General features: G+C 61.4%; 13 protein-coding genes. 8 read left to right on the top strand and 5 right to left on the bottom strand.

Going from position 1 to position 17,376, the window contains the following annotated elements; translation table 11 throughout:
- The first annotated feature begins 30 nt into the window (after positions 1-30).
- A complete protein-coding gene (gene tyrS / locus IHQ71_RS13330; RefSeq protein WP_258162417.1) occupies positions 31-1,284 on the top strand; it encodes a tyrosine--tRNA ligase in 1,254 nt (417 codons plus the stop codon).
- Positions 1,285-1,302: 18 nt separating this feature from the next.
- Positions 1,303-2,031 (top strand): bifunctional 2-polyprenyl-6-hydroxyphenol methylase/3-demethylubiquinol 3-O-methyltransferase UbiG, encoded by a 729-nt coding sequence (locus IHQ71_RS13335; RefSeq protein ID WP_258162418.1) that lies wholly within the window; start codon positions 1,303-1,305, stop codon positions 2,029-2,031.
- A 10-nt stretch (positions 2,032-2,041) separates the two neighbouring features.
- On the opposite strand, the gene IHQ71_RS13340 is transcribed toward IHQ71_RS13335, so the two are convergent.
- On the bottom strand, positions 2,042-5,413 hold the full coding sequence (locus IHQ71_RS13340) for a DUF3971 domain-containing protein (protein ID WP_258162419.1): 3,372 nt from the start codon (positions 5,411-5,413) through the stop codon (positions 2,042-2,044).
- A 104-nt stretch (positions 5,414-5,517) separates the two neighbouring features.
- Here IHQ71_RS13340 and bcp point away from each other — a divergent pair, with 104 nt between their 5' ends.
- From bcp to IHQ71_RS13370, 6 genes are all read left to right on the top strand, one after another.
- Positions 5,518-5,985 (top strand): thioredoxin-dependent thiol peroxidase, encoded by a 468-nt coding sequence (gene bcp / locus IHQ71_RS13345; protein ID WP_258162420.1) that lies wholly within the window; start codon positions 5,518-5,520, stop codon positions 5,983-5,985.
- A gap of 43 nt (positions 5,986-6,028) precedes the next feature.
- The gene (locus IHQ71_RS13350) at positions 6,029-6,856 is read left to right on the top strand and encodes a ferritin-like domain-containing protein (RefSeq protein ID WP_258162421.1); all 828 of its coding nucleotides are present in this window, start codon (positions 6,029-6,031) and stop codon (positions 6,854-6,856) included.
- A gap of 168 nt (positions 6,857-7,024) precedes the next feature.
- Positions 7,025-8,278 (top strand): M23 family metallopeptidase, encoded by a 1,254-nt coding sequence (locus IHQ71_RS13355; RefSeq protein ID WP_258162422.1) that lies wholly within the window; start codon positions 7,025-7,027, stop codon positions 8,276-8,278.
- Positions 8,279-8,463: 185 nt separating this feature from the next.
- Entirely contained in the window at positions 8,464-9,993 is a 1,530-nt protein-coding gene (locus IHQ71_RS13360; protein WP_258162423.1) for a DEAD/DEAH box helicase, read from the top strand.
- Between the two features lie 9 nt (positions 9,994-10,002).
- Complete coding sequence (locus tag IHQ71_RS13365; protein ID WP_258162424.1) at positions 10,003-10,422, top strand: NUDIX domain-containing protein; 420 nt, start codon at positions 10,003-10,005, stop codon at positions 10,420-10,422.
- 73 nt (positions 10,423-10,495) lie between these two features.
- Positions 10,496-11,128 carry a LysE family translocator gene (locus tag IHQ71_RS13370; RefSeq protein WP_258162425.1) on the top strand — a complete coding sequence of 211 codons (633 nt, stop codon included), beginning with the start codon at positions 10,496-10,498 and terminating at the stop codon, positions 11,126-11,128.
- On the opposite strand, the gene IHQ71_RS13375 is transcribed toward IHQ71_RS13370, so the two are convergent.
- The 4 genes from IHQ71_RS13375 to IHQ71_RS13390 all read right to left on the bottom strand — a co-directional run bounded on the left by IHQ71_RS13375 (position 11,129) and on the right by IHQ71_RS13390 (position 17,282).
- A complete protein-coding gene (locus IHQ71_RS13375; protein ID WP_258162426.1) occupies positions 11,129-11,452 on the bottom strand; it encodes a TfoX/Sxy family protein in 324 nt (107 codons plus the stop codon).
- Between the two features lie 58 nt (positions 11,453-11,510).
- Complete coding sequence (locus IHQ71_RS13380; RefSeq protein ID WP_258162427.1) at positions 11,511-13,694, bottom strand: TonB-dependent receptor domain-containing protein; 2,184 nt, start codon at positions 13,692-13,694, stop codon at positions 11,511-11,513.
- Positions 13,695-13,890: 196 nt separating this feature from the next.
- Positions 13,891-15,510 (bottom strand): molybdopterin-binding/glycosyltransferase family 2 protein, encoded by a 1,620-nt coding sequence (locus IHQ71_RS13385; RefSeq protein WP_258162428.1) that lies wholly within the window; start codon positions 15,508-15,510, stop codon positions 13,891-13,893.
- Between the two features lie 98 nt (positions 15,511-15,608).
- Positions 15,609-17,282 carry an NAD+ synthase gene (locus tag IHQ71_RS13390; protein ID WP_258162429.1) on the bottom strand — a complete coding sequence of 558 codons (1,674 nt, stop codon included), beginning with the start codon at positions 17,280-17,282 and terminating at the stop codon, positions 15,609-15,611.
- Positions 17,283-17,376: the final 94 nt, after the last annotated feature.

Genomic DNA, 17,376 nt, shown 5'->3' on the forward strand with positions numbered 1-17,376 from the left:
TCCACATCGATATGTCCGAGAGTGACCTTCATGGCAAGCTTCAAGTCCGAATTCCTTCACACCCTGTCCGAGCGCGGCTTCATCCACCAGATTTCGGATGAGACTGGCCTCGATGACCTGCTCTCGAAGGAAGTGGTGACCGCCTATATCGGGTTTGACCCGACGGCGTCCTCGCTGCATGCAGGTTCGCTCATCCAGATCATGATGCTGCACTGGCTGCAAAAGACGGGCCATCGTGCCATCTCGTTGATGGGCGGCGGTACCGGCATGGTCGGTGATCCGTCCTTCAAGGAAGAATCGCGCCAGTTGATGACCATCGACACGATCGAGAGCAACATCGCTTCGATCAAACGCAGCTTTGCCAGCTACCTCAATTACGGCGATGGCCCCAAGGACGCGCTGATGATCAACAATGCCGATTGGCTGCGTTCGATCAACTATCTCGAATTCCTGCGCGATGTCGGCCGGCATTTCTCCGTCAACCGGATGCTGTCCTTCGACAGCGTCAAGACACGGCTCGACCGCGAGCAATCGCTGAGCTTTCTCGAATTCAACTACATGATCCTGCAGGCCTACGACTTTGTCGAGCTCGCCAAGCGCTACGATTGCCGCATGCAGATGGGCGGCTCCGACCAATGGGGCAACATCGTCAACGGCATCGATCTCGGCCACCGCATGGGCACCAAGCAGCTTTACGCACTCACCTCGCCGCTGCTCACCACCTCCTCGGGCGCCAAGATGGGCAAGTCGGCGACCGGCGCCATCTGGCTGAACGCCGATATGCTCTCGGCCTATGATTTCTGGCAATACTGGCGCAACACCGAGGATGCCGATGTCGGCCGGTTCCTGAAGCTCTACACAACGCTGCCGATGGATGAAATTGCCCGGCTCGAGAAGCTCGGCGGCTCGGAGATCAACGAGGTCAAGAAGCTGCTCGCCACGGAAGTCACCGCGATCCTGCACGGCCGCGCCGCCGCCGATCAATCGGCAGAGACCGCCAGAAAAGTGTTCGAGGAAGGCGCGATCGACGCCAACCTGCCGACGGTCGAGATCGCGGCCAGCGAACTCTCCGGCGGCACCGGCCTGCTCTCGCTTTTCGTTGCAGCCGGACTGGCAGCGTCGAACGGTGAAGCGCGCCGCCACATCCAGGGCGGGGCGGTGCGCGTCAATGATACGTCGGTGAATGACGAGAAGCGGATCATCGGCACCGGCGATCTCAATGTCGAAGGCGTCATCAAGCTTTCGCTCGGCAAGAAGAAGCACGTTCTGGTCAAACCAATCTGAGGATTCTGGAGCGCCCGCATGCCCGACGCCCATTACGAGCTGCCGGAACTTGCAGCACTTTACGATATCGAATGCGGCTGGTCCGATGACCGCGAATTCTATCGGCTGCTGCCCGGCTCACCGCCGAAAGCCGTGCTCGAACTGGGTTGCGGAACCGGCCTGACCGCGCGCGCCATGGCAGGCGATGGCCACGACGTGACCGGCGTCGACCCGGCACAAGCCATGCTCGATGTCGGCCGGCAGTCACCGAATGGCGATCGTGTGCGATGGGAACAGGGTTTCGCGCAGCATTTCCGGCTCGACCGCCGCTTCGATCTGGCCTTCATGACCGGCCATGCGTTTCAGGTGCTGCTCACCGACGATGACGTCAACGCCGCGCTCGACAACATCCACAGGCATCTGAAGCCAGGTGGCGTCTTTGCTTTCGAGACCCGCAATCCCGCGCTTCCCTGGGAGCGCCTCTTCGAGGACAGCGAAATTCTTGCCAGCCCCGATGGTGATGTTCCCGTGGATTGGCGTGTCCACTGGCGCAAGGGCGAATTCATCCGCTTCAATACGCATTACCAGTTCACGGATGGCGAACGCATTTCGGAAAGCACATTGCGTTTCCTGCCACTCGATCGCCTCTCGGAAATGCTGATCGATCGCGGCTTCGAAATCGAGCACGTCTACGGCAATTGGGACCGGACGGCATTCGACCCCGAACACTCCGCCGAAATCATCTTCATCGCCCGCGCAAAGCCGTGAGCGGCGCTACTCACTGAAACTCGAAAATATTGCGGAATACGCCCGGCGCGATCAGCGATAGCGGGTTCACCGTCATCTTCGGTCCCTGATAAGGTCCTTCCAGCTTGAAGGTGATGCCGAGCAGGCCGCGGTCCCGGCCGTTGCCGAGGATCGCGCCGATCAGCGGCAATTGGCCGAACAGGCTGTTGAGCCCATAGGCCGGCATGAAGGTTCCCGTCAGGTCCATATTGCCGCGCCGCGAGCGCACGGTGCCCTGGAACGTCGCGCCGAGCTGGTCGCCGCGCACGATGCCGTTCTCGACTTTTATGGTACTGCCGTCGATGATCAGGCGGGCAAAGGCACGCCTGAATTTCTGCGAACTGGTATCGATGTCGGTCTTCAATGCATCCGAAAGGCTGCGGCCATCGTCGCCGTTGCGGGCCGAGACGATCGATTTCAGCCGCGCCTCGTTGATCAGCGAGAAATTCCGGATGTCGAGCGAGCCGCGCCAGGAATCTGCATCGCGCGCCTTGAGCGTGATATTGAGCAGGCCACCATTCATGTTGCGGTAGATGTCGGCGAAACGCGCGATGGCGCCGGCGTCACCGCTGGTGATCTCCATGGCGCCCTGGTCGGAGTCCTTGTGGATGACCAGCGCCTGCTGGCTGCGGGTCACGCCCGTCAGGCTCAGCGTCGAGATGCGGCCCTCGGAAGTCGCCAGCGCTATATTGAGGCCAAACAGCGACTCCTTGTTGTAGCCCACCGCCCTCTCAAGCTTGACATTGATGACGTCGGACGATTTCACCCCTTTCGCATCGGCATCGGCTGGCGATTTGGTGGCCTCGATGAACGGCTTGGCATCGATTGATTCACCGCTCACGTTGATCGACAACCCGCTGCTCTTGCGCTGAAGCGTGAGCGAAAAGTTGTCGGCCGGAGAAAGCTTCACCCGGGTGAACTTGCCCGAGACAAGCCCGCGCTTATCGATCACCATATCCCCGCGTGCGCCAAACCCCTCGCCTTCGAGCTTGAAATCGCTGATCCGCGTCTGCCCGTCGCGTGCGGCCACGGTGAATTCGGCGCTGGCGCGGATTCCCGGCCCCTTTCGCCAGTTGACGAAGGGTATCGAGAGGCTGGTATCGGTGAGCGAAACCTTGGCGCGCTGGCCACCGGTGGCGCTGTCCATCGTGATGCTGACGCCGCCCTGGAGATAGGGTGCCAGCGCAGGCGCGAATTTCAGCACTTCCGCTTCGCTGAGTTCCCCCTTGGCCTCCCATTCGCGGGTGGTGGTCGCGGCGGCACTCACGGGCTGGGAGAACTTCACGTCGAAACCCATGCCGTCGATCTCGGCCTTGCCGTCCAGCGCTGCCGTCTTGTTGTCGATCTTCAGCATGCCGTTGATATCGGTCAGCTTGCGGTTCTCGATCGGCTTGGCGAGGCTGACGTCCTTCAGTGCAAGTGCCACATTCCATTCAGGTTTGGGCGGATTTTGCGAGGGGTTGAGGCCGAACACGGCCGAAATGTCGCCCTTCAGCGTGCCGCTGAGGTCAACTGCCGCAAACGGCGCCTTGGCCATCGCATTGATCGGCTTGAAGCTGGCATATTCGGCTGCGGCCGAAGCGTCACCGTCCGCCTTGAGCGAAATCGACGCCATCAGCGGCTTGACCGCCGTATCGGCGATCGTCAGCGTCCCCTGTTCGGCATTCAATATCTTTCCCGAGGGTAGCGGTATGTCGCCCTTGTCGATCTCGACGACCATATTGCGATCGACCATTAGGAACGTACCGGACGTGTTCGATGCGGCGGGCAACTCACCCAGATAATGGATATCGAGCCCATTGGCGGCGAAGCTCATCTTGAACTCGCCTCCATCGAAACGGAAAGGCGTGGGATATTCCGGCAATCGTCCTGCCGCGAGCGACACGTCGATCTCGGCGTTCTTGACTTCGCCGCCCCTGATATGGGTCAGCACCCAGTTTCGTGGTTTCGCCGCGAACCAGTAGGGCCATAGTTGTTTCACCGATTTGGTGGAGAGCGAATCCGAGCGCGCCGAGAAGCTGATCGCCGGCGAGCCCTTGCCGAACACCATCTTGAGCGATCCCACCATCATGCCGGATGATGTGGCGATAGACATTTCATCGAACTGCAACTCATGGCTTGCGGTCAGGAAACGGCCCGACGCCTTGGCATTGAAGGGCTCGGGTTCCTCACCCGCTTGGTCGGCATTGGCGATCGCATCATTCGCCAGAAGATCGAAAGCGTAGCCATGCGGCCCACCCGGCGAGACCTTGTCGAGATCGGTGATCGCGCCGTTGAACGGGATCATCGTATCGCCAAGATCGATACCGCCCTCGGAGACTTCGATCTTCAGCTTGGCGAAATCATAGGTGAGCAGAGCCTGGCCGGATTTCACCTCCTGCGCGATCCCGTCGGCATGGAACGTGCCCGTGCGCGCCTGCACCTGCGCTGTCAGTGATTTGTCCCGGATGGCAGCAAGCGTGATATCAATCGGCACATCAAGTCCTATGCGCCGTTCGCCGGTGACCTTGCTGTGTTTCATCGCGAAGGGTTCGGTCTGGATGCCGCTAATCTTCGCGTCGATCGAGCGGACAGCGTCATCCGTCACGCCGAGCGTCATCGCGATGCGAGGCTTGAACTTGTCAATGCTGAGCGCGGTTGCAAGCGTGTATTTCCCATCGCTCTGGCGTGAAAAATCAAAGGCGTCGAGCCTGACCACACCGCCCTGCGGTCCCGGCAGCTTCAGCGTAACGGCGCCGGCGACCACCTCGCGCGTTCCGGCACGATCGAGCTGAGCCACGGCCTGATCCAGCTGCGGGTAAAGCAGCGCCAGCCAGCCGGGCACGCCATCGACACGCACCGCTTCCCAGTCGATACCGGGGCTGGCGGGCAGGAAGCTGATATCGCCATCTGCCGAGCCGATTTCCGCGCGCGCCAATGCCACCTTGCCCTGAAGAAGCGACAGCGGATCGAGCACGGCCTTGATCGAATTGGTCTTGAGCGCGGTGACGCCGGATTTGACATGGGTCACATTGACATCGACGGCTTCGAGCGCCAGCATCCAGTCGCTCGAAAATCTCAGGCGAACGGCCTTGACCTTCGGTTCGAAATTGCTGCCCAACGCCCGGCTCATGGCGTTTTCCGCCTGGGCGGTCAGTGTCGAGTCGAGACTGCCGTTTTCCAGCGCGATCCAAAGGCCACCGATCCCGAGAATCGCAAGGAAGACGGCAAGAGCGCACAGCTTGAGGATACGCCGCATCCAGCTTTTCTTGCGCGGCGGCGCCAGAACGATCGCCTCATGATGTTCGCAGGACGGCAGCGCATCGAGGGAGCAAAAATCTCCTTTCCCGAAGACGACCTTTTCCCCGCGCACGTGATGGACCATTCAGAGCATACCTTTCGCTACAAAATCCCCGTACAAGACCGGCAACGGGATAATGATTCCCGGACCTTGTGCAGAGTTATTCAAACACGGGATCGATTGGCAACATGACCCACCTCAAGATCGGCGACCTTGCCCCTGACTTTACCTTGCCGAAAAACGGCGGCGGCGTGGTCTCTCTTAGCGAACATCGGGGCAAAAAAGTGGTGCTCTACTTTTATCCGCAGGATGACACCCAGACCTGCACACTGCAAGCGATCGATTTTACCGGCAAGGCCGAGGCGTTCAGGACAGCGGGAGCGACTGTCATCGGCGTGTCCCCCGACAGCGTGAAGAAGCACGACAAGTTCTGCGCCAAGCACAAGCTCGGCATCACGCTCGGCGCCGACGAGGACCGCAAGGTGATCGACGCCTACGACGTCTGGCACCAGAAAAAGACCTTCGGCATCACCTATATGGGCGTGGTGCGATCGACATTTCTGATCGACGCGGAAGGCCGGATTGCTGGGGTATGGGACAATGTGCGATTGAAGAACCATGTCGATACGGTGCTGGAAGCGGCCAAGGCGCTTTAGGGACCAGAATCGGCGCCGCAAGAAACAGGCCCAGGTGATTCATATGACTCGCGATCTCCCCTTCGACACGCTGCGCGCCGGTGCCATCGCGGCGATCTCGGCTGCCGATCTCGATGAGAAGGTGCGGCTGACGCAGGCGACCGCGAAGGCCTGGTCCGCGCGGACGCTCTCGCTGCGCTCGCCGCTCGACCCGCCCTCGCCCACGCGGCCGGGCCGGCCGGACAAACCGCTTCTCGTTCCGCCCAACCAGATGAAGAAGCGCTCGCTGCATACCAAACACGGCCGCGTCGCGCTGCTCCACGCCATCTGCCATATCGAACTCAATGCGGTTGATCTCGCACTCGACATCGTCGCCCGTTTCGCTGACCAGCCCGTGCCGCGCTCCTTCTTCGACGGCTGGATGCTGGTGGCATCGGAGGAAGCCAAGCATTTCGGCATGGTGCGCCAGCGCCTCCGCGACCTCGATGCGGACTACGGCGATCTGCCGGCCCATGACGGCCTCTGGGAAGCGGCCCACCACACCCGCAACGACCTGACCGCCCGCCTCGCCGTCGTGCCGCTCATTCTCGAAGCGCGCGGGTTGGACGTCACACCCTCGATGCGCGACAAGCTGATCGAACTCGGCGACATCGAAAGTGCCGAGATTTTCTCGGTGATCTACGAGGACGAAAAGGGCCATGTCGCCGTCGGCGCCAAATGGTTCCGCTTCTTGTGCGCCCGCGAAAAGCGCGATCCGGCCGCCGCCTTCAAGGAACTGGTGCGCACGAATTTCCGTGGTGGGCTGAAGCCGCCCTTCAACGACATCGCTCGCGCCGAGGCCGGCCTGACCCCGAGTTTCTACCGCTCGCTGTCCTCGATATCGAATGCCTGAGCCGCTGCATTCCACGGCATAGACGGATTGTTAACCTTAATAGTTTGTAATCACCGGCATGAAGGAGTCTTGCTGGACCCCTCTGTTTTTCGCGTTATCCCGGTGGAGGATATTGAGGTGTCAGGCACAGGAGCGAACCGGATCTTCGGACGGCGCGGGGAAAGCCACGTGCTTATTCTCGCGAGCGGCGAACGCGTCCGCCATATGACGATCCGCCCCTGGATGGCGGCACTCGCCGTGTCCTTTTTCGGGCTTTTCACCATCGGATATCTCTCTGCCACCGCCTATCTCGTCCTGCGTGACGATCTGATGGGTGCGTCCATGGCCCGCCAAGCGCGCATGCAGCATGAATACGAGGACCGGATCGCGGCACTCCGCGCCCAGGTCGACCGCATCACCTCGCGCCAGCTTCTCGACCAGCAGGTCGTCGAGGACAAGGTCGAGAAGTTGATGGAACAGCAGATGGCGCTCGCCAACCGCCAGGGCAAGCTTGGTTCCGTGCTGGAACGCGCCGAGAATTCCGGCCTCGACACCGAAATCGCCACGCCAACCGAAGATCAGCCGCTCGACTCGACCGAGAGCCTCGACACGACCGATGCCGACAAACATGCGAGCATCGAAAGCTTCGACACCCTGATAGGCAAATCCAAACCGGCAAAGACGCGTGCCCTGTCTTTCGCTGCCATCGATGGCAATGTCGCCGATCGTGCCGACAAGCTCTTTTCGACCGTGACACTGTCGCTCAAGGGCATCGAGCAGGAACAACTCGACCATATCAGGTCGCTGACCGCCAATGCCGATGTCCGCGCCGACAAGATCCACGATATCCTGAAAAACACGGGCCTGAAGCTCCCCGCCAAGCTTGCCGCAGCCGAGCTTGACCCCGACAGCGCCATCGGCGGCCCCTTCGTCGAGCCGGAAACGGCAAGCGAATTCGAAGCCTCGATCTCTGGTCTCGATATCGCGCTCGACAGACTCGAACGCGTCAAGGCCGTGGCGCGCAAGCTGCCCTTCGCCAATCCCGCGCCGAACCGCCAGATCACTTCGCTGTTCGGCAACCGCGTCGATCCCTTCTTCGGCAGGCTCGCCATGCATGCCGGCATCGATTTCCGCCAGAAGACCGGCGGCAAGGTGCGGGCGACGGGGGCCGGCACCGTCGTCCATGCCGGCACGTCGGGCGGTTACGGCAACATGGTCGAGATCGACCACGGCAACGGCATCACCACACGCTATGGCCATCTCTCCAAAGTGCTGGTCAAGGAAGGCGACATCGTCAACGAAGGCGATTTGATCGCACTGTCCGGCTCGACCGGGCGCTCGACCGGCCCTCACCTCCATTACGAGGTCCGCCGCAATGGCACGGCGGTCGATCCTATGCGCTTCCTGAACGCCGGACTGAAGCTCACATCCTACATCGAATAGCGTACGCCACGCTTTCGTCAGGAAATACTTGCGCCGAATTTACCACAGGCGGCGTTATATCGCCGCAAGCCGGTGATTTTCTTGACTTCCCGGCCATAAGGCACTAAGTGCAGCGCAACCTCGCGCGGCATGCTTTCTGCGCGATTCTGTTTTCCTGAACAAAGCAAACCGGAAACACCTCTCCTTTGACAACATTCCAAGACCTTGGCCTGAGCCCGAAAGTCCTCGCAGCCGTCACCGATTCTGGCTACACAATCCCGACGCCTATCCAGGCTGGCGCCATTCCTTTCGCGCTCCAGCGCCGCGACATTCTCGGCATTGCCCAGACCGGCACGGGCAAGACGGCATCCTTCGTTCTGCCGATGCTGACGCTGCTCGAGAAGGGCCGCGCCCGGGCGCGCATGCCCCGTACGCTGATCCTTGAGCCGACCCGCGAACTCGCCGCTCAGGTGGCTGAGAATTTCGAGAAATACGGCAAGAACCACAAGCTCAACGTCGCGCTGCTGATCGGCGGCGTCTCCTTCGACGAGCAGAACCGCAAGCTTGAGCGCGGCGCGGACGTGCTGATCTGCACCCCGGGCCGGCTGCTCGATCATTGCGAGCGGGGCAAGCTGCTGATGACCGGCGTCGAGATCCTGGTTATCGACGAAGCCGACCGCATGCTCGACATGGGCTTCATCCCCGATATCGAACGCATCGCCAAGATGATCCCGTTCACCCGCCAGACCCTGTTCTTCTCGGCCACCATGCCGCCGGAAATCCAGAAGCTGGCCGATGCCTTCCTGCAGAACCCGGAACGTGTCGAAGTCTCCGCACCGTCATCGACGACAAAGACCATTACCCAGCGGCTGGTCGCCAGCCACGGTCAGGATTACGAGAAGCGCGCGACGCTTCGCGACCTGATCCGTGAAGTCGAGACCGACATCAAGAACGCCATCATCTTCTGCAACCGCAAGAAGGATGTCGCCGATCTTTTCCGTTCGCTCGAACGCCACGGCTTCGAGGCTGGCGCGCTGCATGGCGACATGGACCAGCGTTCGCGCACAAATATGCTGCAGGGTTTCCGTGACGGTAACCTGAAGATCCTGGTGGCGTCCGACGTGGCGGCACGCGGCCTTGACATCCCCGACGTCAGCCACATCTTCAATTTCGACGTGCCGATCCATGCGGAAGACTATGTCCACCGCATCGGCCGCACGGGACGCGCCGGCCGTTCCGGTGCCGCCTACATGATCGTCACCAAGCGCGATTCAAAGCATCTCGACGCGATCGAGAAGCTGATCACGGAAAAGATCGAATGGCACAATGGCGACCTCTCGGCCCTTCCGCCCTCCGAGGCGGGTGCCGATACCGGCCGTTCCGACCGCCGTCCGGCCAAGGGTGGCCGCGACCGCGACCGCCGCAAGCCGAGTGACCGCGGTAACAGACATGAGGCCCCTGCGGTTCATAAAATTGACACCGATGCGGGCGTAAACCAACCCGCACGCGAACCGGAATCAGTAAAGACGGAGACTGTCATGGCAAAGAGCAATGCGGCGGCGAAAAAGGAACACGCTCCCCGGCCGGAACGCCAGGAACGTCCCCACCCCGCCAACGACGACCACCGCGCACGCCAGAACCGCCGCTATCATCAGAACGATGACGGCCCGACCCCGGTCGGCTTCGGCGACGACGTGCCCGCTTTCATGCTGACCAGCGCCGCGCTCAAGGGCTAAGCCCTTTCAATGAGTGTTGGCCTGCCTGGTCTCGATTTCCCCGGTGTGGGAACTGGTCTTGCCATCCTTCGGGATGGCAAACTGCTTTTATACAGGCGCACGCGCCCGCCCGAAGCCGGCCACTGGAACATCGTCGGCGGTAAGGTCGACCACATGGAGCATTCCATGGGCGCCGCGCGACGCGAGGCCGAGGAGGAAAGCGGCCTCAAGATCGGCCAGCTCGAATTCCTCACAATCTCCGAACAGATCTTCGACACCGATCGCCATCACTGGATCTCGATCATCTACCAAACGACCGATATCTCGGGCGAAGCCCGCGTGATGGAGCCGGAAAAGCTGCCCGAATTCGGCTGGTTCGCGCTGGATGATTTGCCGGCGCCGCTGTCGAAGTTTGCGGCGGATGCGGTGAAGGCGCTAGCCTCAGCATAGGACGCTCCCGTAAGGACCGCGTTGCGCCTTTCGCGATTTGCTGTATCGCTGGGCCCGACCCGAGGAGCCCGCCATGCCGTCCACCGAATTGCTGATCGCGTTCTTTGTCACGACAATGATCTTCGCCTACATCCCTGGCCCGGCCATGCTTTATGCCGCCGCTCAGACGCTTGCTCGCGGCAGGTTGTCCGGGCTGATGGCGACGCTGGGGATTCACGTCGGTGGCTATGTGCATGTGATTGCCGCAGCCGCCGGGCTCTCGATGCTTTTTCACGCGGTACCGACGCTCTATCTGGCGGTCAAGATCGTCGGTGCGATCTATCTGATATGGCTTGGGATTTCATTGTTTCGGGCACGCGCGGATGGTGAGCCCGTATCCGGCGGCCCAATCGCGAAATCCGCGCGCCGCGCTTTCCTCGAAAGTGTCGCGGTCGAGGTCCTCAACCCCAAGACAGCATTGTTCTTCCTCGCCTTCCTCCCGCAATTCGTCGATGCCTCGGCTGCATTTCCTGTCTGGCTGCAACTCCTGCTGCTGGGCACGACAGTCAATTTGATTTTTTCATCAGCGGATGTGGTTTGCGTGTTCATGGCAGGCGCCATTGTCAACCGCCTGAGAGAGTCGAACGGCGCCAGACGCATGATGCAGCGTGCCGGCGGAACCATCCTGGTCGGGCTCGGACTGCATCTCGCATTCCAGAAAAGCTGATTACTTCGCCGCCCTGATCGACGCCTCTACCGCAATCCGCGCCCATTTCTCCGCCTCATCCGGATCGTCGAAGGCACCCTCCGGTATCGTCCAATAGGGCATGGCGACCTCCTTGCCCGACTTGTTGTGGGTGTAGCGCCAATGCCTGCCGCCGGCTTCCTCATAGAGCGGCCCGGCCTCGACATCGCCCTTGAGCATCAGACCGCCACGCAACTCGACGGCGATGATGCGGCCATCGACATAGATGCCCTTGCCGCCGAACATGCGCTTGATCGTGACCGGCCCGACGGAGCGGAACAGGTCCTGGATATCGTCGTGATCCATTTCAACCTCCGGAATAATTTCCGGAGAGCTTAGGAATATTTTCTGACGCCTGTCAAGATCAGAAGCGCGTCGTGGCGCCGATCATGATCGTCCGGCCGCGGCCGTTGGCGATATCCTGCACGCTCGACGTGCCGGCGACGGCGGAGAAATAGCTCTTGTCGAGGAGATTATCGACGGAGAAGAACAGCTTGGCATTCTCCGTGACCTTGAACGAACCGTAGAGATCGACGAGCGTGTAGGACGGCCGGTCGACCGAATTTTTCGCGTCGAGATAGGCCTGAACGCTATCGCCGGTATAACGGATGCGTCCGCCGAGTGTCAGCCGCTGCTCGAAGAACCGGAGACCGGCATCGAGCGTTGCATAATCGTCCGGAAGGCGGCCCACATCGTTGCCGATGCCAGCGAATTCCGGCAGTGGCTGGCGGGTATCGGCGATGGTCAGCGAGAGGTTGGTGTAGGCGAAACCGGTATCGTAACCGCCCTCGATTTCCACGCCTTCCATGGTGGTGGTTCCCGGCAGGTTCATCCACTTGGTGACGGTCGGAGAACTCGAGTCGTCGGTGACGAAAGTGATGTAATTATCGATGCGGTTCTTGAAATAGCCGATCTTCAGGTAACCCATGTCCTCGGACATGAAGAGCCCGTCGCCGCGCAGGTTGACGCCGATATCCAGGCCCTTTTGCTTCTCCGGCACCAGGTTGATGTTGTTCAGGACGGGCTCCGCCGTGCCGCCGAAATTGTGGCCGCCCGGGAAGAACACTTCGGACACGCTCGGTGGGCGCATCGTGTGAGCATAGGTCGCGTAAAGCTGCATCCACGGCGTCGGATCGACGGTCACACCGATCTTCGGGTTCCAGGTGCCGCCGTCACGTGTCACAGGTATGGCCGGGCAATCGTCTTCTCCAGGTGGAACATCGCAACTCTTGCCCGCAAGGCTCCAGTAGTCGTAGCGCATGCCGCCGGTAATGCCGAGGATGCCCCAGGTGAACGTCGTATCGTTGAACGCGCCACTCTTGATGAGCAGTCCGTTCGGGTTCGCGCCCTGCGCGTCATTGCCCACATATTTGTCGGAATTGATGCCCGCACCATAGAAGAACTTGAGCGACATCGAATCGTTGAGATCGAGGACGGAGGTGTTGGACACGTCGAGGCCAAGCCCGGTATCGGTACCGTCACGGCCGTCGAACTCCGCATCTTCGGCGATACCAGCCATCTTGACATCGGTGATGTTCAAATATGCGTTGATCTTCAGATCGATCAGGTTGTCGCCCGGCTGGTAGGCATATTTCGCCGTATAGGTCTGGTTGTTGATCTGCCAGTCATAGCCCCCGCTCTCGACGGCGAATGCATTCTGGTAGAACACCCCGCCCAGTTCGAGCGACTGCTCGCCATCCGGCTCGTAATTGACCTTGAACAGTCCGCCGCGCGGATGGTTGGAGGCATCGTTGATATACCATTGGCCATCACCATTGCGGTAGTTCGACTCGTCCGAACCGCTGATGGCGCCGATCACCGAGACCTTGCCGTCGATGCCGATATTGGTGCGCCAGCCGCCGGCGGTAAGCCGCGAAAAATTCATGCCGTTGGTGCCGGCCTGAAGCGTCACCAACCCGCCGACATCCTTGCCCGGCAGAAGTATGTCATCGACGCCAAGCGTCTTGAAATTCGCGGCGCCCGACAATGTGCCCATGCCGTCAATGCCCGGCGCGGCACCGCGCGTGATATCGACGCCCGCCAGCAGGTTTTTGTCGATATAGACCATATTGTCGGAGGTACCGGAATGGCCCGACAGGTTGCGGAAGGTCTGCGGCACCCCGTCGATCATCTGGTTGACGCGGCCATTGCCCTGCATGCCACGGATATTGACGATGATGCCGGGCTGTTCGTCGAGCTGGCGGGTAAATGCACCGGGCGTCATGCGGATCGCGGTATCGACCTTGCCATTCATCCGCTCGCGGATCGTCTCGCCATCAATGATCGAAACGGGCGCCGGCTTGTTGACGATGTCGGCGGCAACAGCGGAATCCGAGCCGATCACGATGCGCTTGAGCTTGGTGACGCCGGGCTCCACAGGCGTTGAATCGTCGGCGCTGGCGGCGGTATCCTGGGTTTCCGTCTCGGGCGCCGCACCATCGTCATCAAGGACGATGACATCTTCCTGCGCATGGGCCGGAACAGACAGGACCATCGCAAATGTCGTCGATGACATCAGCGCGGCGGCAAACGCCCAATGGATTCTCACGGCATACCCTCGCCAAACAGGGAACTCAGTGCCTGGCTTGCGTCCCCCTGGTCTTTCAGGCCCGTCCGCTGGCGATGGCGATATCAGGTCCGGATCTTCAAGTCCGGAACCGGGTTACGAATGAAGAACTGGACTTAAAGTGTCAAGTTATAAACTGAATCAAAAAGGAAATATCCCCGTGTTCGCCGCGACGTGATCAGTCGGTCAAAATCCCGCCGGCCGCGGCGATCTCCTCGGGCGTATCGGCATCGATATGGGCCGCCTCGCCGATGTCGATATCGATCACGGCAAGGCCGCTGCGCTCGATCACGGGCCGCGCGCCGATATCGCCGGTGAGCTTCGAAATCGCATCGAAGGTCGCCGCCGGCAGGATCACCGGATTGCCGCGCTTGCCGCCCGAGACGGCGCGCACGATCGCTCTTCCGTCTTCAGCGCGGAAGGCATCGATCATCGCATCGATATGTTCGGGCCGCACGCCGGGCATGTCGGCCAGAACGACCAGAAGGCCATCCGCATCATCACGCACCGCCGCCAGCCCGGCCCTGAGGCTCGACGCCATGCCGCTCGCGAAATCGGAATTGTGGACGATGGGACAATCGAGGCCCGCGACCGCCTCCTCGATATCCGCCGACCGGTAGCCGGTGACCAGCACCATTTCGTCTGCGCGGGACTGCTTGACGGTCTCGACGGAGCGGCGCACCAGCGGCACGCCATCGAACACCGCGAGCAGCTTGTGCTTGCCCGATGCCGCCATGCGGCTGGCACTGCCGGCGGCCAGCACGACGGCAGCGACCCGAAGCGCCCGCTTTTCGCTGCCTGTCCCCAATCGCGGCAGCGGCCGGGTCGGAATTTCCATCAGCAATCCTCCGACGCCAAGGCCGGTCAGCTCGTCATGACCCGGCGCCTCGCCCGCCAGTATGCGCGCGAGCACCCAATCGAAACCATTCTCCTTCGGGCTCCGTGCACAGCCCGGTGCGCCAATAACCGGCACACCTTCTGCCGCACCCAGCACCAGCAGGTTGCCCGGATCGACGGGCAACCCCACCTGTTCGACCACGCCGCCCGCCTGACGGATCGCGGCCGGGATCACATCGTCGGCATCCGCCACGGCCGAGGCGCCGAAAATGACGATCATGTCATGGCCGCCGACGACCTCACCGATCGCATGGGCAACTGCCTCGGCCCGGTGCGGCACGCGTTTCTCGACCAGCAGCCTGCTGCCGGAGGCAACGAGCCGCGCTTCCAGAATCTGCCGCGTCTTGTCCATGACCGATTGCTTCAGCGATGGCAATTCGGTGGCGATCAGCGCCACGCGTCTCGCCGCGTAGGGCTTGACCTCAAAGGCCATCTCCGACGCGAGCAGCGCTATCGCTTGTTCGGCCGCCTCCCCCGCGACAGCCAGCGGAATGATCTTGATCGTGGCAACCATGTCGCCCGCCTTCACGTCGGCGCGATCGTTGAGGCAGGCAAGCGTGATGGCGGGATCGATCCGGTTGAGCCGGTCAACAACATCCTTCGATGCACGGAATAGGCCGTTGACGGCGGAGAAGATATTCACCCGGCCCGTTGTCGCCGGCGAAAATTTCAGGTGGTCCGGCGCGATGGCGGCGGCAATGCGGCTGGCCGCCTCATCCTCCATCAGGTCGCCGACATCGAGCGCTGCGGCAATCACGCTCGCGACATCAGCAGCCCTGAGCACCTCGACATCACCGTGAGTCAGTCGGCGCCCCTTGGGGAACTTGACGCCCCCTGCCCTCACCGAATGCGCGAGCACCGCGCCTGCCGCTTGCTCCACTGCCAGTTCGCCGAATTTCATGCGCGCCCATTTCCCATTTCAGCGAAGATAGGAAGCACAAGCCCCGCCGTAAACGGCCCGCCTTGTCCATCAGTCTGTTTCTAGCTCAGATATGCGTCTCAGCTGCGATCCCGGAACCGGTTGGTGATGGGATAGCGGCGGTCGCGGCCGAAATTCTTGCGCGTGATCTTCACGCCGGGCGCAGACTGACGGCGCTTGTATTCGGCGATGTAGAGCAGATGCTCGATGCGATGGACCGTCGCCGCATCATGACCGCGCCCGATGATCTCCTGCGTGCTCATTTCATGCTCCACCAGGCATTCCAGGATATCGTCGAGCACCGGATAGGGCGGCAGCGAATCCTGGTCGGTCTGGTTTGGGCGAAGCTCGGCCGAAGGCGCCTTGTCGATGATGTTCTTGGGTATCACCTCGCCCGAGGGGCCCAGCACATTGGGCGGCACATGTTCGTTGCGCCAGCGCGCCAGCCCGTAGACCTGCATCTTGTAGAGGTCCTTGATCGGGTTGAAGCCGCCGTTCATGTCGCCATAAAGCGTGCAATAGCCCACCGACATTTCGCTCTTGTTGCCAGTGGTCACCACCATCGAACCGAACTTGTTGGAGATTGCCATCAGGATCGTGCCGCGCGCGCGGCTCTGCAGGTTCTCCTCGGTGATGCCCTCTTCCGTGCCCTCGAACATGTCGGAGAGAGCGGACAGGAAGCCCGCAACCGGCTCCTCGATCGCGACGATGTCATAGGTGGTGCCCAGCGCCTTGGCGCAAGCTTCAGCGTCGATGAGCGAATCCCCCGACGTATAGCGATAGGGCATCATCACCGTGCGCACCCGCTCCTCGCCCAACGCATCGACCGCGATGGCAGCACAGATCGCCGAGTCGATGCCGCCGGAGAGGCCAAGTACGACATTCTTGAAGCCGTTCTTGTTCACGTAATCCTTGAAGCCGAGCACGCAGGCGCGATAGTCCGCCTCGTCGATCGAAGGCAGCGGCGAATGTGGGCCGCGCTCGCAATGCCATTTGCCTTCGCGGCGCTTCCACGTCGATAGAACCACGGCCTCCTCGAACTGGCTCATCTGAATGGCCAGCGACTTGTCGGCGTTGTAGACGAAGCTCGCACCGTCGAAGACCAGTTCGTCCTGCCCGCCGAGCTGGTTCGCGAAGACCAGCGGCAGTCCCGTCAGCTCGATCTGCCTGAGCACCACATCGTGACGGACATGGATCTTGCCGCGATAATAGGGCGAGCCATTGGGATGCAGGAAAATCTCGGCGCCGTCGGCGGCCAGCGACGCGCAGACGCCGGCGTCGTTCCAGATGTCCTCGCAGATCGGGGTGCCGATGCGAATGCCACGGAAGTCCACCGCCTGCGGTTTGCCGCCGGGAACGAAGACGCGCTTTTCGTCGAACTCGCCATAATTCGGCAGGTCGACCTTGTCGCGGATCGCGATGATCTTGCCATCGTCGAGCACGGCGACCGAATTGTGCCGTCCCGTCTCGCCCTGGCGGGGAAAGCCGATGATGACGCCGGGGCCACCGTCGGCAGTCTCCGTGGCAAAGGACTCGATCGCCGAAAGGCAAGCCGCGAGGAAGGCCGGCTTCAGCACCAGGTCCTCCGGCGGATAGCCGGACAGAAACAGCTCCGTCAGCAGCAACAGGTCGGCACCCTGGCGGGCAGCGTCGGCACGCGCCTCCCTCGCCTTGGCGATGTTTCCCAGGATGTCGCCGACAGCCGGATTGAGCTGGGCGATGGCGATGCGAAGCGTGTCTTTGATCGTGCTCATGATACCCCAGAGTTAGCGCGGCTAAGAATGGGTTGCAACGTTGGAAACATGAAACTTTTTCATGGGCGCCATTCGTCCGCCGGAATGTGTCACA

Source organism: Rhizobium sp. TH2, from assembly GCF_024707525.1.
Classification (GTDB): Bacteria; Pseudomonadota; Alphaproteobacteria; order Rhizobiales; family Rhizobiaceae; genus Rhizobium_E.